The 19,985-nt window shown below is 73.0% G+C and carries 19 protein-coding genes; 9 read left to right on the top strand and 10 right to left on the bottom strand.

The window, feature by feature from the left end:
* Positions 1–179: 179 nt before the first annotated feature.
* On the bottom strand, positions 180–584 hold the full coding sequence (locus tag DFQ13_RS18025) for a DUF5318 domain-containing protein (RefSeq protein WP_035289944.1): 405 nt from the start codon (positions 582–584) through the stop codon (positions 180–182).
* 257 nt (positions 585–841) lie between these two features.
* Between DFQ13_RS18025 and DFQ13_RS18020 the strand changes: the two genes are divergently transcribed.
* The 4 genes from DFQ13_RS18020 (at position 842) to DFQ13_RS18005 (ending at position 5,666) form a co-directional block, all read left to right on the top strand.
* A complete protein-coding gene (locus DFQ13_RS18020; RefSeq protein ID WP_035290111.1) occupies positions 842–1,393 on the top strand; it encodes a PadR family transcriptional regulator in 552 nt (183 codons plus the stop codon).
* A 74-nt stretch (positions 1,394–1,467) separates the two neighbouring features.
* On the top strand, positions 1,468–2,559 hold the full coding sequence (locus tag DFQ13_RS18015; protein ID WP_035289947.1) for an inositol-3-phosphate synthase: 1,092 nt from the start codon (positions 1,468–1,470) through the stop codon (positions 2,557–2,559).
* A gap of 201 nt (positions 2,560–2,760) precedes the next feature.
* Positions 2,761–4,824 carry a PhoX family protein gene (locus tag DFQ13_RS18010; RefSeq protein WP_110080650.1) on the top strand — a complete coding sequence of 688 codons (2,064 nt, stop codon included), beginning with the start codon at positions 2,761–2,763 and terminating at the stop codon, positions 4,822–4,824.
* Positions 4,825–4,982: 158 nt separating this feature from the next.
* Complete coding sequence (locus tag DFQ13_RS18005; RefSeq protein WP_110080649.1) at positions 4,983–5,666, top strand: SDR family oxidoreductase; 684 nt, start codon at positions 4,983–4,985, stop codon at positions 5,664–5,666.
* A 19-nt stretch (positions 5,667–5,685) separates the two neighbouring features.
* Here DFQ13_RS18005 and DFQ13_RS18000 read toward each other — a convergent pair whose 3' ends face one another.
* The 7 genes from DFQ13_RS18000 to DFQ13_RS17970 all read right to left on the bottom strand — a co-directional run bounded on the left by DFQ13_RS18000 (position 5,686) and on the right by DFQ13_RS17970 (position 12,203).
* Complete coding sequence (locus DFQ13_RS18000; protein WP_110080648.1) at positions 5,686–6,996, bottom strand: amidohydrolase family protein; 1,311 nt, start codon at positions 6,994–6,996, stop codon at positions 5,686–5,688.
* Positions 6,997–7,015: 19 nt separating this feature from the next.
* Entirely contained in the window at positions 7,016–8,038 is a 1,023-nt protein-coding gene (locus DFQ13_RS17995) for a nitric oxide synthase oxygenase (RefSeq protein ID WP_052022052.1), read from the bottom strand.
* Between the two features lie 95 nt (positions 8,039–8,133).
* Entirely contained in the window at positions 8,134–8,766 is a 633-nt protein-coding gene (gene trmB, locus DFQ13_RS17990; RefSeq protein ID WP_219994508.1) for a tRNA (guanosine(46)-N7)-methyltransferase TrmB, read from the bottom strand.
* Between the two features lie 93 nt (positions 8,767–8,859).
* On the bottom strand, positions 8,860–9,375 hold the full coding sequence (locus tag DFQ13_RS17985) for a hypothetical protein (RefSeq protein WP_110080821.1): 516 nt from the start codon (positions 9,373–9,375) through the stop codon (positions 8,860–8,862).
* A 394-nt stretch (positions 9,376–9,769) separates the two neighbouring features.
* Positions 9,770–10,495 carry a hypothetical protein gene (locus tag DFQ13_RS17980; protein ID WP_110080646.1) on the bottom strand — a complete coding sequence of 242 codons (726 nt, stop codon included), beginning with the start codon at positions 10,493–10,495 and terminating at the stop codon, positions 9,770–9,772.
* Entirely contained in the window at positions 10,495–11,259 is a 765-nt protein-coding gene (locus DFQ13_RS17975; RefSeq protein ID WP_110080645.1) for a hypothetical protein, read from the bottom strand. The genes DFQ13_RS17980 and DFQ13_RS17975 overlap by 1 nt, the downstream gene beginning before the upstream one ends.
* On the bottom strand, positions 11,256–12,203 hold the full coding sequence (locus tag DFQ13_RS17970; protein ID WP_035289964.1) for an ATP-binding cassette domain-containing protein: 948 nt from the start codon (positions 12,201–12,203) through the stop codon (positions 11,256–11,258). Before DFQ13_RS17970 ends, DFQ13_RS17975 begins: the two co-directional genes overlap by 4 nt.
* A gap of 215 nt (positions 12,204–12,418) precedes the next feature.
* On the opposite strand from DFQ13_RS17970, the gene DFQ13_RS17965 reads away from it, so the two are divergent.
* Both DFQ13_RS17965 and DFQ13_RS17960 read left to right on the top strand, forming a co-directional pair.
* Complete coding sequence (locus DFQ13_RS17965) at positions 12,419–13,012, top strand: TetR/AcrR family transcriptional regulator (RefSeq protein WP_035289966.1); 594 nt, start codon at positions 12,419–12,421, stop codon at positions 13,010–13,012.
* A 1-nt stretch (position 13,013) separates the two neighbouring features.
* On the top strand, positions 13,014–13,934 hold the full coding sequence (locus tag DFQ13_RS17960; RefSeq protein WP_035289969.1) for an SDR family oxidoreductase: 921 nt from the start codon (positions 13,014–13,016) through the stop codon (positions 13,932–13,934).
* Positions 13,935–13,970: 36 nt separating this feature from the next.
* Here DFQ13_RS17960 and DFQ13_RS17955 read toward each other — a convergent pair whose 3' ends face one another.
* Together DFQ13_RS17955 and DFQ13_RS17950 are read right to left on the bottom strand one after the other, a co-directional pair.
* A complete protein-coding gene (locus tag DFQ13_RS17955; protein ID WP_110080644.1) occupies positions 13,971–14,627 on the bottom strand; it encodes a response regulator in 657 nt (218 codons plus the stop codon).
* A gap of 4 nt (positions 14,628–14,631) precedes the next feature.
* The gene (locus tag DFQ13_RS17950; protein ID WP_233427910.1) at positions 14,632–15,825 is read right to left on the bottom strand and encodes a sensor histidine kinase; all 1,194 of its coding nucleotides are present in this window, start codon (positions 15,823–15,825) and stop codon (positions 14,632–14,634) included.
* 156 nt (positions 15,826–15,981) lie between these two features.
* Between DFQ13_RS17950 and DFQ13_RS17945 the strand changes: the two genes are divergently transcribed.
* Genes DFQ13_RS17945 through DFQ13_RS17935 form a run of 3 tightly spaced genes read left to right on the top strand, consistent with a single transcriptional unit; the run spans position 15,982 to position 19,977 of the window.
* Complete coding sequence (locus DFQ13_RS17945; protein ID WP_035289974.1) at positions 15,982–17,559, top strand: dynamin family protein; 1,578 nt, start codon at positions 15,982–15,984, stop codon at positions 17,557–17,559.
* Between the two features lies 1 nt (position 17,560).
* Entirely contained in the window at positions 17,561–18,142 is a 582-nt protein-coding gene (gene grpE / locus DFQ13_RS35080; RefSeq protein ID WP_233438468.1) for a nucleotide exchange factor GrpE, read from the top strand.
* A complete protein-coding gene (locus DFQ13_RS17935) occupies positions 18,139–19,977 on the top strand; it encodes a dynamin family protein (protein ID WP_110080643.1) in 1,839 nt (612 codons plus the stop codon). Before grpE ends, DFQ13_RS17935 begins: the two co-directional genes overlap by 4 nt.
* Positions 19,978–19,985 lie beyond the last annotated feature (8 nt).

Genomic DNA, 19,985 nt, shown 5'->3' with positions numbered 1-19,985 from the left:
GGAAGCCCGTCTGCTCCTCCTGCGGGGGTGCGGCGGGTTCGCCGGACGGCCACCCGGGGTCACCGGATCGCCGCTTGTCGCCGTGGTCGTTCACGAGAAAGGGCCTCCCAGACCGGCCGCACCCCGGGGTGCGCCGTTCGGTGGTCTTGCTGTGCTCGGTCGAGCGGAGAAAGCGCTGGTCACTCCGCCGCCGTCCTCCTGCGGGGCTTGGGCGTGCGAACGCCCCCCTTCCCCAGGACGTATGACTGGACCAGGTGGTTCCACGAACACGTCCGGCAGACCTCGACCGCGTGGACGGTGAACTCCTCGAACAGCCCCGCCATCCGCTCCAGCTCCTCGACCGCGCGGGCCGAGCCGGAGACGTGCTTCAACTCGTCGCCGTAGACCCAGCTGACCCGGGTCAGTTGCTCCTTGCGGCAGACCGGGCAGGTCACGTCGGTGGCCTGGCCGTGGAACTTCGCGGCGCGCAGCAGGTACGGGTTGGCGTCGCACACCTCGTTGGTGCCGACGCGACCCGAGTGGACCTCGGCGAGCAGCGACCTGCGCTGCAACGCGTAGTCGACCACCTGCCGCTGCGTTCGCACGGGAACAGCGTACTTGCCGCTGATACCACGGCGATGGGCCGATCGGGCCAGCCGACGTGCACCGTGCGTCACGTTTGTGATCCGACCGGTTCCGGAACGCTTCCTGACCGGCCACGACGCGCGGTCTCCCGGCTACCCGCCCCACCTGCGCAGTTCACGTGTCCATGGACACACGGTTCCGAGTTGTCCACCGAGCTGATGTATCGGCACGATATAGTCATCCAGTAGGTCAGCGATCGGTGCGACGGGAGGTGTCCGTGCTCGAGTTCGCGATCCTCGGCCTCCTGCACGAGGCATCGATGCACGGGTACGAGCTGCGCAAGCGCTTGCACGACCTCCTCGGCACCCTCCGCGCGTACTCCTACGGCTCGCTGTACCCGACCCTGCGGCGGCTGCTGCGGGCCGGGCTCATCGCCGAGGAGGCCCCGGAGGCCGAACCGGCGAGGTCGTCGTGGGGCAGGCGCGGCAAGCGCGTGTACAAGCTGTCCGCCGATGGCAAGGAGCGGTTCGCCGAACTCCTCGCCGACGCGGGCCCGCAGACCTGGGACGACGAGGGGTTCAACGTCCACATGGCGTTCTTCTCGCGGACCCCGGCCGAGGTGCGGATGCGCATCCTGGAGGGCAGGCGCAGGCGCGTCGAGGAGCGCAGGGAGGGCCTGCGCAGCTCGATGGCCAGGGCGGGTGAGCAGATCGACCGCTACACCCGGGAGCTGCACCGGCTGGGACTGGAGACCAGCGAGCGCGAAGTGCGCTGGTTGAACGAGCTGATCGCGCACGAGCAGCGCGAGCAGCGCGGACCGACTGAGTGACCCCCGGCAGGCGTAGCGGCCTGTGACCGAGTCCCGCGTGCACTGCGCGGCTTGAATCGAGAAGGAGAACCGGCATGGGCGAGAACCGCCAGAGCGTGCGGGTGGCCATCGTCGGCGTCGGCAACTGCGCCGCGTCGCTGGTGCAGGGCGTGCACTACTACCGCGACGCCGACCCGGCCACCCGCGTCCCCGGGCTGATGCACGTCCAGTTCGGGGACTACCACGTGCGCGACGTGGAGTTCGTCGCCGCGTTCGACGTGGACGCGAAGAAGGTCGGCAGCGACCTGTCCGAGGCGATCGGCGCCTCGGAGAACAACACGATCAAGATCTGCGACGTGCCGCCGCTGGGCGTGCCGGTGCAGCGCGGCCACACCTACGACGGCCTCGGCGAGTACTACCGCGAGATGATCACCGAGTCGGATGACGCCCCGGTCGACGTCGTCGCCGCCCTCAGGGAGGCGGAGGTCGACGTCCTGGTGTCCTACCTGCCGGTGGGCTCCGAGGAGGCGGACCGCTTCTACGCGCAGTGCGCCATCGACGCGAAGGTGGCGTTCGTCAACGCCCTGCCGGTGTTCATCGCCTCGGACCCGGAGTGGGCGCAGAAGTTCACCGACGCCGGGGTCCCGATCGTCGGCGACGACATCAAGTCCCAGGTGGGCGCGACCATCACGCACCGGGTGATGGCGAAGCTGTTCGAGGACCGCGGGGTCGAGCTGCAGCGCACGTACCAGCTCAACTTCGGCGGCAACATGGACTTCATGAACATGCTGGAGCGCAAGCGCCTGCAGTCGAAGAAGATCTCCAAGACGCAGTCGGTCACCTCGCAGATCCCGCACGAGATGGCCAGGGCGGACGTGCACATCGGTCCGTCGGACCACGTGCCGTGGCTCGACGACCGCAAGTGGGCCTACGTCCGGCTGGAGGGCCGCTCGTTCGGCGACACCCCGCTGAACCTGGAGTACAAGCTCGAGGTGTGGGACTCGCCGAACTCGGCGGGCGTGATCATCGACGCGGTGCGCGCGGCCAAGATCGCCCTGGACCGGGGCGTCGGCGGCCCGATCCTGTCGGCGTCGAGCTACTTCATGAAGTCCCCGCCGGAGCAGTACGCCGACGACGCGGCCCACCGCGCGGTGGAGGACTTCATCAAGGGCGTCATCGAGCGCTAGGACCGGACCGGGAGGCGGCGCGCGGGAACCCCGCTCGCCGCCTCCGGCGCGTCCGCGACCCGACCACCCGCCCGGATCGCCCGGGTGTTCGTCTGCCGTTCACCTCGATGTCCGTCCCCCCTGGTCTTGGACTCCTACGGTCACGCCGTTCCCCACCGCGACCCATGGCTTGTCCGTGTCCGGGCAGACCGAGGAGGCACCTTGTCCACCACCGACGGCCGGATCGACCTGCCGCTGCTCCCGCCGAACCACCCGCTGGGCCGCTCGGCGCTGACCTGCCAGTACCGCTGCTCCAACGCCTGTTCGCACGAGGCCCCGAACTCCTCGGAGAACGCGTACTTCGGCGACGTCGTGCGCTCGATCGTCAGCAGGCGCGGGATGCTCCGCGCGGGCGCCGTCCTGGCCGTCGCGGGTGCGGGCGCCACCGCGCTCGCGGGCACCGCCGCCGCCGACCGCGGCAGGCCCGACAAGCCCGGCAAGCCCGCCCCGGCGCCGAAGGGCCTGGACTTCCAGGCCGTCGCCGCCAACCGCGAGGACGAGCTGGTCGTCCCGCCCGGCTACCAGTCGAACGTGGTCATCCGCTGGGGCGACCCGGTGCTGCCCGGCGCGCCGACCTTCGACTTCGACAACCAGACGGCCGCCGCGCAGGCCAAGCAGTTCGGCTTCAACAACGACTTCTGCGGCCTGGTGCCGTTCGGCCACGACCGCTGGCTGATGGGCTCGAACCACGAGTACACCACCGAGTCGGCGATGTTCCGCGGCTACAACGCCGCCGACCCGACCGACGAGCAGATCAAGATCGGCTGGACCGGTCACGGCTTCTCCGTCGTCGTGGTGGAGCGCGAGCACCGCACCGGCAAGCTCGTGCCCAAGCTCGACCGGCGCTACAACCGCCGCATCACCGTGCAGACCGAGTTCGAGTTCGCAGGCCCCGCCGCGGGCAGCCCGTTCCTGCGCACCAACGCCGACAAGACCGGCCGCAAGGTGTTCGGCACCTTCGGCAACTGCGCCGGTGGCGTCACCCCGTGGGGCACGATCCTGTCGGGCGAGGAGAACTTCAACGGCTACTTCGCCAACGGTGAAGCCGTCACGGACCCGGCGGCGCAGGCCCGCGTCGCCCGCTACGGCACCCCGAAGGGCGCCAGCCTGCGCAAGTGGGAGCGCCTCGACCCGCGCTTCGACCTGTCGAAGGACCCCAACGAGTTCAACCGGCACGGCTGGGTCGTGGAGATCGACCCGCTGGAGCCCGACGCCAAGCCGGTCAAGCACACCGCGCTCGGCCGCTTCAAGCACGAGGGCGCCACCATCCAGGTCGCCCGCGACGGCCGCGTGGTCGCTTACCTCGGCGACGACGAGCGCTTCGACTACGTCTACAAGTTCGTGTCGAAGGAGCGCTTCGCCCCCGGTTCGAGCAAGCGGGCCCGCGCGCACAACAAGACCCTCCTGCACGAGGGCACCCTCTACGTCGCCAAGTTCACCGGTGACAGCCCCGCCGCCGAGATCGGCACCGGCACCCTCCCCGCCGACGGCCAGTTCGACGGCTCCGGCCAGTGGATTCCCCTGGTCTCCGGCGACCGGTCCCACGTCGAGGGCTTCACCGCGGAGGAGGTCTACGTCTTCACCCGCCTCGCCGCGGACAAGGTCGGCGCCACCAAGATGGACCGCCCCGAGGACGTGCAGCCCAACCCGGTCACCGGCCGCGTCTACGCCGCGCTGACCAACAACACCGATCGCGGCAAGCCCGGCAAGGAGGGCCCCACCGAGATCAACCCCCGCAACGGCAACCGGCACGGCCACGTGCTGGAGTGGGAGGAGAACCGGGGCGACCACACGGCCACCGCGTTCGCCTGGCGCCTGCTGCTGGTCTGCGGTGACCCCGCCACCTCCGACACCTACTTCGGCGGTTACGACAAGACCCAGGTCAGCCCCATCAGCTGCCCCGACAACCTGGCCTTCGACCGCTACGGCAACCTCTGGATCTCCACCGACGGCAACGCCCTCGGCTCCAACGACGGCCTCTTCGCCGTCCCGACCACCGGCGCCAACCGCGGTCAGGTCAAGCAGTTCCTGACCGTCCCGCTCGGCGCCGAGACCTGCGGACCGGTCATCGAGGACGACTTCGTCCTGGTCTCGGTCCAGCACCCGGGCGAGCTCGACGGCGCCAGCGCCGACAACCCGCTCACCCACTGGCCCGACGGCGGCACCTCCCAGCCCCGCCCGTCGGTGGCCCAGGTCTGGAAGCCCGGCCGCCGCGTCGGCTGCTGAGCACCGGGCTGCCCGGGCCGCACCGGCCCGGGCAGCCCCCGGCCCCGCCACCGGGGCGCGGCCGTGTCCCCGGTTCCGCCGCGCCCGCCCCGGTGCCCCGACCCAGGTGTGCCCCCGGCACCGGCGCGCCCGCCCCGGTGCCTCGATAGGTTCGTGCCATGACCGCCCGACCGCTCGCCCTCGTCACCGGCGCCTCCCGGGGGATCGGTGCCGCCATCGCCCGCGCGCTCGCCCCCGACCACTCGCTGCTCCTCGGCGGCCGTGACGTGGACACCCTGCACGCCGCCGCCGACCGGCTGCCCGACGCGCGGGCGTGGCCGGTCGAGCTGACCGACCCGACCGCGCTCGCCGCCGCCACCTCCGGCATCCCCGCCCTCGACGTGCTGGTGCACTCCGCGGGCACCGCCGAGGTCGGCCCGCTCACCGAGGCGACCGCCGAGCGCTGGCGCGCCACGTTCGAGCTCAACGTGGTCGCCGTCGCCGAGCTGACCCGGCTGCTGCTGCCCGCGCTGCGGCAGGCCCGGGGGCACGTGGTGCTGATCAACTCCGGGCAGGGGCGCGCCGCCTCCCCCGGGTGGGGCCCGTACGCGGCGAGCAAGTTCGCCCTGCGCGCCTACGCCGACGTGCTGCGCGGCGAGGAGCAGACCTCCGGCCTGCGCGTCACCACCGTCTACCCCGGCCGCACCGACACCGACATGCAGAAGGCGGTCCGCCGCGACGAGGGCGGCGACTACCGCCCCGAGGACTACCTGACCCCCGACTCGGTGGCCAAGGCGGTCCGCGCGGCCGTCACCGCGGACCCGGACGCCCACCTCACCGAGGTGATCATCCGGCCGCGGTGACGCCACCGCCCGGTCGGGATCAGGCCGACAGCAGCCGACCGGTCACCTTCCCCGCCCGCTCCTGGGCCGCCCGCCGGTCCACCAGGACCGGTTCCCCCTCGGTGACCACCGGGGCGCCCGCCACCCACACGTCCGTGACGCTGCGCGAACCGGCCGCCCACACCAGGGTCGAGAGCACCTGTTCGTCCGGCACGTCCAGGCCCGCCGCGAAGGCCGGGTCGTCGACGCCGACGTGCACCACGTCCGCCCAGCGGCCCGCTTCCAGGGCGCCGATGTCGGTGCGGTGCAGCGCGTCGGCGCCGCCGCGGGTGGCCAGCAGCAGCAGGTCGGCGGCCTTGACCACGGTCGAGTCCAGGGTGGCGACCCTGGCCAGCATCCCGGCGAGCCGCACGTCCTCCCACAGGTCGAGGTCGTCGTTGGAGGCGGGGCCGTCGGTGCCGATGCCGGTGGCGACGCCCGCGGCCCGCAGGTCGCGCAGGCGGGCGATGCCCGAGGCCAGCTTCATGTTGGAGCCGGGGCAGTGCGCCACGGACACGGAGTTCGCCGCGAACAGGGCGATGTCGGCGTCGGACAGGTGCACCGAGTGCGCTGCCAGGACGCGGCCGCCGTAGACGCCCGCCTGCTCGAGCAGCGCCGGGACCGAGCCGAACTCCTCGCGCTGCTTGACGTCCTCGGGCAGTGACTCGGCCACGTGGATCTGGACCAGCGCGCCGCGGGCGCGGGCCTCGGCGGCCACCTCGGTCAGCGCGGCGGGGGGCAGGGTGTACGCAGAGTGCGGGCCGTAGCCGACCTCGATCCGCTCCCCCGGGCCCGAGCGCAGCCCGTCGGCGTCGATCCAGGCGTTGACGCCCGCGAGCATCTTGCGCCAGTCCCAGCCGGGGACGTCCATCACCGCCGGGGCCAGCACCGCCCGGGCGCCGGTGTCGAGGACCGCGCGGGCGACCTCGTCGGCGTGGAAGTACATCTCCGCGCTGGTGGTGACACCGGCGCGGAGCATCTCCACCGAGCCGAGCACCATGCCGTCGTAGACGTCGGACGGGGTGAGGCGGCCCTCGGCGGGCCAGATGATCTCGGTCAGCCAGCGCATCAGCGGCAGGTCGCCGCCCATGCCGCGGAGCACGGTCATCGGGCTGTGCGCGTGCGCGTTGACCAGGCCCGGCAGCAGGATGCCGGTCAGCTCGCGGACCGGGCCGGTGAACTCGGGCGCGGCGTGGAACGGGCCGCAGTGGACGATCCGGCCCGCGTCGTCGAGGTCGACGACGGCGTCTCGCAGCACGGTGCAGGCTGGGTCACACGGGAGGACGACGGGGGCGCGCAGACGCAGACTCATGCACCCGGATGATGCCACGTCACCGCTGGCGGACCGGCGCCTGGCGCAGGAAGGCGGGGCCGCCGGTGGGCTCGATGGCGGGCAGGTAGGCGTCCGCCGAGTGCTCGACGCTGACCCCGGCCCGGTCGAACGAGTGCAGCACCGCGCGGTTGAACTCCAGGCCCACCCGCTCGCGCCACAGCGTGCGGTCGCTGGAGGTGTCCAGGCCGAGCCGCTCGGCCACCCCCCGGCCCAGGCCGTACGCGGCGTCGTCGGCGAAGGACTCCTCGCCGATGCCGCGGGCCAGGTAGACGCCGTTGAACGGGGCGGACGGGTAGTCGATGCCGCCGATGTGCAGCCGCATGTTGCTGACCACCGGCACCGCGTGCCAGCGCAGCGCCAGCCCGGCGAACCAGGGCAGCTCCGGGTGCGCCAGCGGCACCTCCAGCACCGCCGCCCTGGGCACCTGGTGCAGCCGCACGCCCTCGTGGCCGGTCTCGACCACCAGCGGCAGCAGGTCGAACGGGCCCTGGTCGCCGGGGGACAGCCAGCCGAGCCTGCACACGGCGGTGGTGAAGTCGACGAACCGCCGGTCGCCGTGCACCCGGTCGCCGTCGCGGTACCCGGCGTAGCGCACGAGCTGGTCGTTGCGGATGCGCGGGCCCGGCCGCCACGGGGTGTCCGGGGCGAACACGCTGACCATGGGGCGGACCGTGCCGCCGCCGGTGGCCATCCGCAGGTGCCGCACGCACTCCTCGGCCACGTCCTCGGCGTCGCGCACCGACCGCAGGTCGCGCACCAGCAGCCCGCGCCAGGGGACCCCGTCCGGGCACCAGCCGCTCTCGCGCAGCGCGATCCGGGCGCCGAAGGCCAGTTCGGCGGGGGTGTGCCGGTAGGTGCCGGTGGCGGCGATCTCGGCCCGGACCTTGGCCAGCCGGGTCTCCAGCTCGCCCGCGCGGGGCCGGGCGCCGTGGAACCGGCGCAGGAACCGCTCGGCGACGTCGAACAGCCCCGGCCGCCCCACAGCCGGGAGCAGACCTCGGTCGTCGCGCAGAGCGGTCACTTAGGCTCTATCGGCCCGAATGGGCCCGTACTGGAGTACTCGTATGGGTGGTTTTTTCGAATCTTCTACTACGGAGAGTCAGCACTACCGGACGGTCACACTCGCTCGAACAGCAGATCACGGCTGATCCGGCCCTCCACCTCGGCCCGCGCCTCGAACTTCGTCAGCGGGCGCCAGTCCGGCCGCGGCGCCCACCCGTCGTACCGGTTGCGCAGCAGCGGCTCGGCGGAGAGCACCTCCAGCATCTGCTCGGCGTAGTCCTCGACGTCCGTGGCGCAGTGCAGCACCCCGCCGGGGGCCAGCCGGGACGCGGCCAGGGCGACGAACCCGGCCTGCACCAGGCGGCGCTTGTGGTGCTTCTTCTTCGGCCACGGGTCCGGGAAGTAGATGCGCACGCCGTGCAGCGAGCCGGGGGCGATGTGCTCGCCGAGCAGCACCACCGCGTCCCCGCGCAGCAGCCGCAGGTTCCGCAGCTCCATCGCCTCCGCGCGCAGCATGAGCTGGGCCAGGCCGGGCTGGTAGACCTCGACCGCGAGGTAGTTCAGCTCCGGGGCGGCGGCGGCGAGCTGCGCGGTGGTCTCGCCCATGCCGGAGCCGATCTCCAGCAGCAGCGGCGCCGGTCGGCCGAACCAGGAGTCGGCGTCCAGCGGCCCCGGCGGCAGGTCGGGGACCTGCCTGCCCAACTCGCCCCAGCGCCGCTCCCAGGCCCGCGCCTGGCCGACGGTCATCCGCCCGCCGCGGTGCACGAAACTGACGACGCTGCGCTTGCGCGGCTCCTGGTCCGTCGGTGTCACGGCGGACAGCCTGCCACCCGCCCCCGGTCAGGGTGCCAGGGACTCCAGCCGGGCCAGGTTCTTGCGCAGGTCGACCAGGCCGCCGACGGCGATCGGCGCGGGCGTCGGACCGGCGTGCACCGGCACGACGTCCAGCCAGCCGGGGTGCCGGTGGGTGTAGGCCAGCGTCGTGGGCATGCCCGGCTCGCTGAGCCTGCGCTCCGATGGCATGTACTCCCAGTAGCCGGTGTCGCCGTCCACGCCCCACGGCACGAACACCCAGCCGGGGCGGGCGTCGAGCAGCTTGGCCGTGCGGTCCTCGACGGAGAACCCCTCGCGCCGCGAGGACAGGCCGCCCTCCGCGACCGCGCGGAGCCACCACGGCGCGGGCAGCTCGCTGTGCGGGGCGGCCCGGACCGCGGCTCGGAACAGCGCGAGGACCTGCGCCTCCGGTGCCCGGTGCACCCAGGCCCGGCGGGCCTCCGCGGGCACGTTGGCCGAAGTGGTGTCGGGCTGCTCGAGCGCCTCCGACCACTCCAGTTCGATCAGGGGCTCGACGAGCAGGCCGCGGTTCTGGCCGCGCTGCTCGGACGGCTGCCGCGTCGAGCGTGTGCCGGAATCAACCACCGTCAAGGTCCACCTCCAGGGCTCCGAGACGGGTTTCTCAGATCCATCTGACCCCGGGACGGCGAGCGGCGTCCGCAAGCTGTGGGCCGCCTCACAGGCTCTTAACGCGGTCTTAATCCGGATGGTCGATCCGGGAAACGCGGCAGCGGCGACCGGGCGGAAATCGGCCTCCCGCAACAGGATCGGTTCAGTGCGGCGTCCACAGCGGACTGCCCGCACCGCTCCCGGCGCCGGACGCGCGAGGGCCCTGGGCACCCCCCGAAGGTGCCCAGGGCCCACCGCTCCCCGAGGGGGTCCGGCCGTTCCCCGAAGACCGGCCGGACCCGTGGTCCTACGCGTCCCGCTTGTTCACCACGACCACCGCGACGGTCAGCAGCACCGCGGCGATCCCGGCGAAGTAGGCCAGCGACGGCCACGGCCCCATCACCGGGTCCGGCCCGGAGCTGCCCAGGAACCGGTTGACCGCCATGAACGGCAGCCAGTCCTGGATGTCGTCGCCGACCCTCGGGATGATCCCGACCAGGTTCTCCAGCAGCATCGTCCAGATCAGCAGGATCGAGATCGCCCCCGCCGACTGCCGGACCAGCGCGCCGACCGCCACCGCGATGACGGCCGCCACCGCGAACACCAGCCCGACCCCGGCCACCGAGCGCCACCCGGCCTCGCCCGCGATCGCCAGGTCCGCCCCCGGGGCGAGCACCTTCGCGGTCCCCCAGGCGCCGAAGGCGGCCACCTCGCCGATCACGCCCGCCAGCGCCGCCACCACGCCCGCCTTGGCCAGCAGCACCGCGGTGCGGTTGGGCACGGCCTGGAACGCGGTGCGGATCGTGCCGAACCGGTACTCGGTGGTGATCGCCAGCGCGCCCATCACCAGCACGACCATCAGGCCGAACTGCCAGCCGAACAGCGTCTCGCGCAGCCCCAGGGACGACGAGTCCTCCTCGGCCAGCGCCAGCAGCCCGGCGAAACCGATCACCATCCCCAGCGCCAGCACGGCGCAGAACCAGGGCGAGCGGGTGCTGAACAGCTTCATCCGCTCGGTCGCGAGCAGGGTCATCAGGCGTCCCTCCGGTTGGTCGTGACGACCGCGGCGGCGAAGACCAGCGCGGCCACCCCGGCGAAGTACAGGAGCGCGGGCCACGGGCCCAGGGCGGCGGCCGACGGCGGCGGGCCGTAGATCACGTCCCGCCCGGACGGGTCCGGGTCCCCGGTGATCAGCTTGTCGGCCATGGTGAACGGCAGCCACCGGTGGATGTCGTCGCCGACCCGCGGGATGAGCTGGACCAGGCTCTCCACCAGGAAGCTCCAGATCAGCAGGATCGAGATGGCGCCCGCCGACTGCCGGACCAGGGCCCCCACCCCGACCGCCAGCACCGCGGCCACCGCGTAGACCAGGCCCACCCCGGCCACCGCGCGCCACTCGTAGGGCGTTTGCAGCGCCAGGTCGGCGTTCGGCGCGAGCAGCTTGGTGATCCCCCACGAGCCGAACGCGGCCACCTCGCCGATGACCCCGGCGACCAGGGCCACCACGGCGGTCTTGGCGAACAGCACCGGGGTCCGGTTGGGCGCGGCGAGGAACGTGGCCCGCATCGTGCCGAACCGGTACTCGGTGGTGATGGCCAGCGCGGCCATCACCATCACCACGACCATCCCGAACGTGTAGCCGAACTGGCTGGCGCCCACGGTCACCGGCACCCGCGCGTCGGCGGTGGCCGCCATCAGCGCGGCGAACCCGATGGTCAGCGCCAGCGCCAGCGCGGCGCACCACCACGGCGAGCGGGTGGTGAGCAGCTTCATCCGCTCGACGGCGAGCAGCGTCATCGCTTCACGCCCTCGGTGCTCAGCAGCGCGGCGGCCTCGTCGGCGATGTCGGTGTGGTACTCCACCGAGTCGCCGGTCAGCCGCATGAACGCCTCCTCCAGCGAACCGCGCTGCGGGCTCAGCTCGTGCAGCACCGCCCCGCTGCGCGCGGCCAGCTCTCCGATCTCGGCGATGTCCATCCCGGACACGACCAGGCTGTCGCCCTCGTCCCGGATGGACACGCCCGCGCGGCCGAGCGCGGCGCGCAGGTCGGCGAGCTGCGGGCTGCGCACCAGCACGGTGTTCTCGGTGGCCTGGGCGACGAAGTCCTCGGTGCTCGACTGCGAGATCAGCTTCCCGCGGCCGATCACCACCAGCTCCTGGGCGGTCAGCGCCATCTCCGAGAGCAGGTGGCTGGAGACGAAGACCGTGCGGCCCTCGTCGGCCAGCCGGTGCATGAACTTGCGAATCCAGAGGATGCCCTCCGGGTCCAGGCCATTGACCGGTTCGTCGAACAGCAGCACCTGCGGGTCGCCGAGCAGCGCCCCGGCGATGCCCAGCCGCTGCGACATGCCCAGCGAGAAGCCGCCCGCGTTCTTGCCCGCCACCGCGGTCAGGCCGACGATGTCGAGGACCTCGTCCACCCGCTTGGCGGCGATCCGGTTCGACTTGGCCATCCACGCCAGGTGGGCGCGGGCCGAGCGGTTCGGGTGCACCCACTTCGCGTCGAGCAGCGCGCCGACCGTGCGCAGCGGGTTCTTGAGGTCCCGGTAGCTCTTGCCGCCGATGTGCACCGACCCCCCGGTCGGCGTGTCCAGTCCCAGGATCATCCGCATCGTGGTCGACTTCCCGGCGCCGTTCGGGCCGAGGAAGCCGGTGACGCGTCCGGTCGGAACGGTGAACGACAGGTTGTCGACCGCGACCGTCTTCCCGTACCGCTTGGTGAGGCCCACTGCCTCGATCATGCTGATCTCCCCTTGTTGTCCTGCGTGTCCCCCGGGCTGACCCGACCAGCGTGTCCCACCGCCGGTCGTGGGCGCGTCGTCCTGTGGTCGTGCGCGCCCGTCATCTTCAGGAGGTAGCTTCCCGCCCCCTGGATACCCCGCGGCATCGGTGAGCACCCTGAGTCGACCCTGATCCGTCGATGACAGGGTTTCTGAACCATGGTTCAATAACCGGTGTGGCCCGCCCGAAGACGATCACCGACGACCGGCTGCTCGCCGCCGCCGCGGTGGTCACCGGGCGGATCGGCCCAGCGTTCACCCTCGCCCAGGTGGCCGGGGAGGCGGGGGTGTCGGTCGGCACCGTCGCCGGGCGGTTCGGCTCCAAGCTCGGCCTGCTCGCGGCGCTGACCCGGTACACCACCGCGAACGCGGTCGCGGCCATGCGCGCGGCGCGGGTGGCCGAACCGGACCCGGTCGCCGCCCTCCGGGCCGCCGCGGTGAGCACCCACGGCGGCCTCGGCGACGCCGAATCCGCCGCCAACCACCTGCGCCTGCTCGGCGTCGACCTGGGCGACGCGCGGCTGACCGCCCTGCTCGGCGAGCACTTCGCCGCCCTGGAGGTCGAGCTGCGCGCCGCGGTCGAAGCCGCCGACCTGCCCGCCGCGCCACCGCCACCGGTGGCCGCGCGGGTGCTGCTCTCGCTGGTCAACGGCGCATCGATCGACTGGTCGATCCGCCCGAGCGGACCGCTCGCCGACCGGCTCACCGAGGACACCGACGCCGTGCTCGACGCCTGGCGCCGGACCACTGAACCGACGAGGGGGAACTGACATGGCACGCCCACTGCAGGGCAAGGTCGCCGTGGTCACCGGGGCGACCCGGGGCTGCGGCCGCGGCATCGCGGTCGAACTGGGCGCGGCCGGGGCGACCGTCTACGCCACCGGCCGGACCACCCGCGACACCGCCTCACCGATGAAGCGCACCGAGACCATCGACGAGACCGCCGAACTGGTCGACGCGGCGGGCGGCACCGGCGTCGCCGTCCGCTGCGACTTCACCTCGGTGTCCGACGTGGACGCCCTGCGCGACCGGATCGCCGCCGACCACGGCCGCGTCGACGTGCTCGTCGACGACGTCTGGGGCGGCGACCAGTTCGTGGAGTTCGACACCGACTTCTGGGCGTCGGACCTGGACAAGGCGCTCGGCGTGGTGCGCAACGGCCTGGAGACCCACCTGATCGCCCTGCACCGGTTGCTGCCGCTGGTCGTCGCCCGCCCCGGCGGCCTGGTCATCGAGGTCACCGACGGCGACGACGACGAGTACCACTACCCCGGCGTCGGCATCCCGTACTTCCTGGTCAAGTCGGGTGTGCGGGCCATCGGCCGGGTGCTGGGCAAGGAACTCGCCGCGCACGGCGCCACCGGCCTCACGGTCACCCCCGGCTTCCTGCGCTCGGAGATGATGCTCGAGCACTTCGGCGTCACCGAGGACAACTGGCGCGACGGCACGGCCAAGGACCCGAACTACGTCATGGCCGAGTCCCCGCACTACATCGGCCGGGCCATCGCCGCCCTCGCCGCCGACCCGGAGGTCTCCCGGTTCGCCGGGCGCACCATGGCGAGCTGGACCCTGATGCGCGAGTACGGCTTCACCGACCTCGACGGCTCCCGCCCCGACTGGGGCCGCTGGTTCGACGAGGTGGTCAAGCCGGGCCTCGACCCCACCGCGGTCGACGCCTCCCGGTACCGCTGACAGCCTGCGCCGCCGGGTGGTCGGCCCGCGGGGTCCTCAGAGGTCGCCCGGGCGGACCAGCCCGGTCTCGTAGGCCAGGACCACCGCCTGCACCCGGTCGCGCAGGTCCAGCTTGGACAGCACCCGGCCGACGTGGGTCTTCACCGTCGCCTCGGACAGGAACAGCTTGCGGGCGATCTCCGCGTTCGACAGGCCCTGGGCGATGAGCACCAGCACCTCCCGCTCCCGCTCGGTCAGCACCTCCAGCGCCGACGGGTCCCGGGGTTCCCCGCCGCCGGGGCCGAGGAACCGGTCCAGCAGCCGCCGGGTCACGCTCGGGGAGACCACCGCGTCGCCCGAGGCGACCGAGCGCAGGGCGGAGACCAGGTGGCTCGGCGGGGTGTCCTTGAGCAGGAACCCGCTGGCGCCGTTGCGCAGCGCCGACAGGGCGTACTCGTCCAGGTCGAAGGTGGTCATCACCAGCACCTTCGCCGTGCCCGCCTCGGTGATCGCCCTGGTGGCCTCGACGCCGTCGAGGACCGGCATCCGCACGTCCATCAGCACCACGTCCGGCCGCAGCGACGCGGCCAGCTCGATCGCCGCCCGCCCGTCGCTCGCCTCGCCGACGACCTCCATGTCCTCCTGCGCGCCGAGCACCATGCGGAAGCCGACCCGCATCAACTCCTGGTCGTCCACCAGCACGATCCTGATCACGGCCTCAACCTAACCTCTCCGCCACCGGCAGCACGGCCCGCACCCGCCAGCCGCCCTCCGGGCGCGGTCCGGCCTGGAGGGTGCCGCCGAAGACGTTCGCCCGCTCCCGCATCCCGATCAACCCGTTGCCGCCGCCGGTGGTCAGGCCGGGCGCGGTGCCCAGCCCGGGGCCGCGGTCGGTGATGTCCAGCTCCACCCGGTCGCCGACCCGGGAGACCAGCACGTCCGCCCGCGCCCCCGGACCGGCGTGCTTGATCGTGTTGGTCAGCGCCTCCTGCACGATCCGGTAGACGCCCAGGCCGACGCCCGCGGGCAGCGAGTCCAGCTCCCCGGCCAGGTCCAGCCGCACCGGGACACCGGTCGCCCGGACCCGCTCGGCCAGCTCCGAGATGGACCGGGTGCCCGGTTGCGGTGCCCGCCCGGACCCGGTGCCGTCGCTGCGCAGCACGCCCAGCAGCCTGCGCAGCTCGGTCAGCGCCTCGCGGCCGGTCGTGGAGATCACCGCCAACGCCTGCTCGGCCGCCTCCGGCTGGGTGCGCACCGCGTAGGCGGCGCCGTCGGCCTGCACCACGATCACGCTCACCGCGTGCGCCACCACGTCGTGCAGCTCGCGGGCGATGCGGGTCCGCTCGTCGGCGACGGCGATCCGGGCCTGCTGGTCGCGCTCGGTCTCCAACAGGTCCAGCCGCCGCTCGACCTCCACGTGGTAGGCCCGCCGGGCCCCGGAGAACTCCCCCAGCGTCCAGCACAGCGCGAACACCACCGAGAACACCGCGGCCGGGACCACCCCCTCCGGCAACCCCATCCGCCACACCGCCCAGGCCACCGTCCCCACGGTCAGCCAGGCCGCGTACAGCGTCGCCTGCCTGCGCCCGACGTAGGCCACCAGCGTGTAGAGGCAGATGCCCAGCGCCAGGTCCGCCATCCGGACCCGCATGTCGCCGCTGCCGGGCTCCGCGCCGTGGGTGAACAGTTGCAGGAACCCGGCGGCGAGGACGAGGTACGCGGCGAGCACCGGCCGGTGCCTGCGGACCAGCAGGGGCGCGAGCAACCCCACCCCGACCACCCAGAACCAGACCGACAGCGCGCCGTCGGGCAGGCCGCTGGTGACCAGCAGCTCCAGCCCGGCCAGCGCCAGGGCCAGCACGGTGTCACCCGCCGTCGGGTGCGCTTTCAACCACAGGCTCAGCCGCCGCACCCGCCCAGCGTAGGTTCCGCGGCCGTTCCCGCGCGTCAGCCCGCCGTCGCACCCCGTGTCCTCCCCGAGGCTGACCGGCCGCCGCGTAGCGGCAAGCGGGGGACGCGGCGGAATCGACCATGGCACGATTCCCCCATACCGAGGGGAGGGACGGCCGTGACGACCGCGACCGAGCAGCAGCACCTCGCCGGACCGCTGTCCGCGGCGGTGGCGAACCTGTGCCAGCGCTTGCAGCCGCAGGTCTCGGCGCGGACCGCGGCCGGGTTCCGGGAGGTCCTGCGCAGGCTCTCCGCCCCGTTGCAGGTCGCGGTGGCCGGGCGGATCAAGTCGGGCAAGTCCACCCTGGTCAACGCGCTGATCGGGCGGCGGGTGGCGCCGACCGACGTCGGGGAGTGCACCCGGCTGGTCACCCGGTTCCAGTACGGGACGGTCGACCGGGTGGAGCTGGTGTTCTTCGACGGGCGCAAGCAGGTGCTCCCCTTCGACGTCGGCGGGATGATCCCGAACGACCTGGAGGTGGACTTCGACCAGGTCTCGCACCTGGAGGCGTACCTGACCAACGCCGTGCTGCGCGACCTGACCGTCATCGACACCCCCGGCCTCGGTTCCCTCGACGCGGCGTCGGTCAAGCGCACCGAGCAGCTCCTGGGCGCGGCCAAGCACGCCAAGCCCGACAGCGAGGACGAAGCCGGGGCGGGCGGCGACGAGCTGGACGACACCTCGCGCAACGCCGTGGCGGGCGCCGAGGCCGTCCTCTACGTGGTCACCCAGGGCGTGCGGGCCGACGACCAGCAGGCGCTCGCCGCGTTCACCGCCGCCACCGCCAGCCGCGAGGCCGGACCGGTCAACGCGATCGCCGTGCTCAACAAGGCCGACACGATCACCCCGGAGTCGGTCGCGGGCAGCGACGGCGACGTGTGGAAGGCCGCGACCATGCTGGCGGAGAAGCAGGCCGCCACCCTCAAGCCCCGGGTCGCCGACGTCATCCCGGTCATCGGGCTGCTGGCCGAGTCCGCCGAGTCCGGCGGGTTCACCTCCGCCGACGCCGACGCCCTGCGCAGGCTGGCCGACCTCGACGACGCCACCTGGGAGACGATGCTGATCTCCGCCGACATCTTCACCACCTGGGACTGCGAGGTGCCCACCGGAACCCGGGTGCGGCTGCTGGAAACGCTCGACCTGTACGGCATCCGCACCGCCGTCGACGCGCTGCGCGCCGAGCCGGAGCTGACCGCGGGCGCGCTGCGGCGCAGGCTGCTCGACGCCTCCGGGCTCGCGGGCGTGCGCAACCGGCTGGACGCGGTCTTCCGCGCCCGCGCCGACGGCATCAAGGCCGCCGCCGCGCTGGCCAGCGTCACCGCGCTCGCGCACGCCTCCGGCGACCCCGGCGAGCGGCAGCGGGTGCACGACGCGATCGAGGTGCTGCTGGCCAAGCCGGAGGCCCACCAGCTCCGCCTGCTGGAGGCGCTGACCCTGGTCACCTCCGGCGCGGTGTCGATGCCCGACGACCTGGCCGAGGAGGTGCTGCGGGTGGGCAGCAGCGCCGTCGTCGGCGAGCAGCTCGGCATGAAGGGGCGCCCGCACAAGGAGCTGTCGGCGTACGCGCTGGAGCGCGCGGGCTGGTGGCGGTCGTTCGCGTCCTTCGGTGCCACGCCCGCGCAGAGCCGGGTCGCGCACGTGGTGCACCGCTCGTACTTCCTGATCTGGCAGCAACTCCGCGAACAGGCTGGGTGAGATGGCTTCCTGGTTCAAGGGCAAGCGCAAGGACTCCGGTGAGGACAACACCGTCGAGGTCCGGGCCCGGGTCATCGCCGACGCCGTGCACGCGGGCTCCTACGTCGAGCAGGCCCCGTCGGGGATGCTGCCGGTGCAGTACCCGCCCGCCGCCGAGGCACCGCAGCAGCAGCCCCCGCAGCAGCAGGCACCGCAGTCGCCCCCGCAGGAGGAGGTCGAGTTGGAGAACGACTTCCGCGTCGAACCCGCGCTGGTCAGCATCGCCCCCGAGGTCTACGACCAGGTCCTCGACGAGCGCCGGGCGCTGGTGGCGCTGGCGCTCTACGCGCACGACCGGGCGCGCAGCTCCGGGGTGGCCGAGCGGATCGAGGCGGGGCTCGCCGAGGTCGGGGTCACCGCGCTGCGCCCCGACGGCGACGCCTTCGACCCGGCCGTGCACGAGGCCGGGGGCACCCTGGACACCGGGGACACCGCGCTCGACGGCACGGTCGCCGAGACCGAGGTGGTCGGGTTCAGCGACCGCGGCCTGGTGCTGCGGGCGCCGATCGTCACCGTCTACCGGGCGGGGGCGAGCACCGCGTGACCCAGGCCAAGGCGCAGCCGCTGTCGCTGCCCAAGCAGGTCGCCCAGGCCCGCGAGGCGCTGCTCAAGCTGCTGCGCGAGTCGGCCCCGGAGTCGGCGGCGTGGGTGGAGGAGCTCCGCGGAAAGCGCCGCAAGCTGCCCTCGGTGGTGGTCGTCGGCGAGACCAACCGGGGCAAGAGCTCCCTGGTCAACGCGATGATCGAAGCGCCGGGCCTGTCCCCTGTGGACGCCGACGTGGCCACGGCGACCTACCTGGTGTTCGGGCACGCCGAGCAGTGGCAGGCGCGCGCCTGCTACCCCGGGCAGCTCGACCCGGTGCCGGTGCCGCTCGACCGGCTGGTCAACTGGGTCTCCGCCGCGCACGAGCTGCCCGACGGCGAGCTGCCGCCGCGCCACGTCGAGGTCGACGGCCCGGCGCCGCTGCTGGAGAAGCTGGTCATCGTCGACACCCCCGGCGTCGGCGGGCTGGACTCGGTGCACGGCGAACTGGCCGTGGAGGCCGCCGCCACCGCCACCGCGCTGCTGTTCGTGGTCGACGCCTCGGCGCCGTTCACCTCCGGCGAGCTGGACTTCCTGGCGGGCATCGGCGACCGGGTCGAGACCGTCGTCTTCGCACTGTCCAAGGTGGATGCCTACCGCGGGTGGCGGCAGGTGCTGGAGGCGAACCGGGCGCTGCTGGCCGAGCACGCGCCCCGGTTCGCCGACGCCACCTTCCACCCGGTGTCCTCGCGGGTGCACGACATGGCCGCCAAGGCACCCACCCCCGAGGCCGCGGGCATGCTCCGGGAGCGCTCCGGCGTGCCGGAGCTGCTGGCCGCGCTGGAGTCGCTGCTGGTCGGCCGCTCCGCCATGCTGGGCGAGGCCAACACCCTGCGCGCGCTGTCGTCGGCCCTGGGCGAGCTGAAGGTGCTGCTGGACAACGAGCGCCGCGCGCTGACCACCGGAGAGGCGGAGGCGGAGGCGCTGCGCGCGCGCAAGGACGAGCTGACCGCCGAACGCCGCTCCTCCACCCGCGGCTGGCAGGTGAAGCTGCGCAGCGAGGTCCAGCGCGCCCGGCTGGAGAACGCCCACGAGGTCAGCCGGGAGATGCGGGATCTGCAGTCCTGGTTCCGCCAGGCCATCGACAACGCCGACCGCGACCAGCTCAAGCTGCTGCCCGCCCACGTCGACACCGCCATGCAGATGGTGTCCGGCCGGGTCAGCGAACGCGTCGGCGCCCGGCTCAACCAGGTGGCCGACACGGTGCTCGCGGAGTTGTTCTCCGCGGACGAACTGGAGGTGATCCGCTCCCAGTTCGCGCGGTCCGGGCACTCGCAGGTGATCCTGCGCGGCGCCGAGAAGCGCGCGCCCACCGCCGAGGACAAGCTGCTGGTGTTCATGGGCGGGGTCAGCGGCATCGGCGCCGGGAAGATGGCGGTGCTGCCGCTGGCGGGCGCGGTCGCCGCGCCGATCCTGCTGGTGCCCACGATCATCATCGGCCTCGGCGCGGGCTGGTGGATCGCGCGCACCCGCAAGCACACCGCGGACAAGGCGCACATGAAGACCTGGCTCAACGAGTCCATCGCCGACTCCCGGTCCACCCTGGACCAACTGGTCACCGAGCAGCTCATCGACGCGGAGTCGCAGTTGTCGCTGGCCCTCGACGAGGCGCTGGGCAAGCGCATCACCGGGATCGAGGAGCAGTTGCGCGAGGTGGACAAGGCGCTGCGGCTGGACGTGGCCGAACGGCAGAAGCGGACCACCTCGGTGAACAAGCGCCTCGCCGAGGTGACGGCCGGGCGGGAACGCGCGGAGAAGCTCCTCGCCGACATCCGCGCGGTCCGGGACAAGAGATGACCCGCACG

The organism is Actinokineospora spheciospongiae (genome assembly GCF_003182415.1).
GTDB lineage: Bacteria > Actinomycetota > Actinomycetes > Mycobacteriales > Pseudonocardiaceae > Actinokineospora > Actinokineospora spheciospongiae.
Note: the sequence above shows the minus strand (reverse complement) of the source record. Positions and strands in the feature narration are given on the sequence as shown.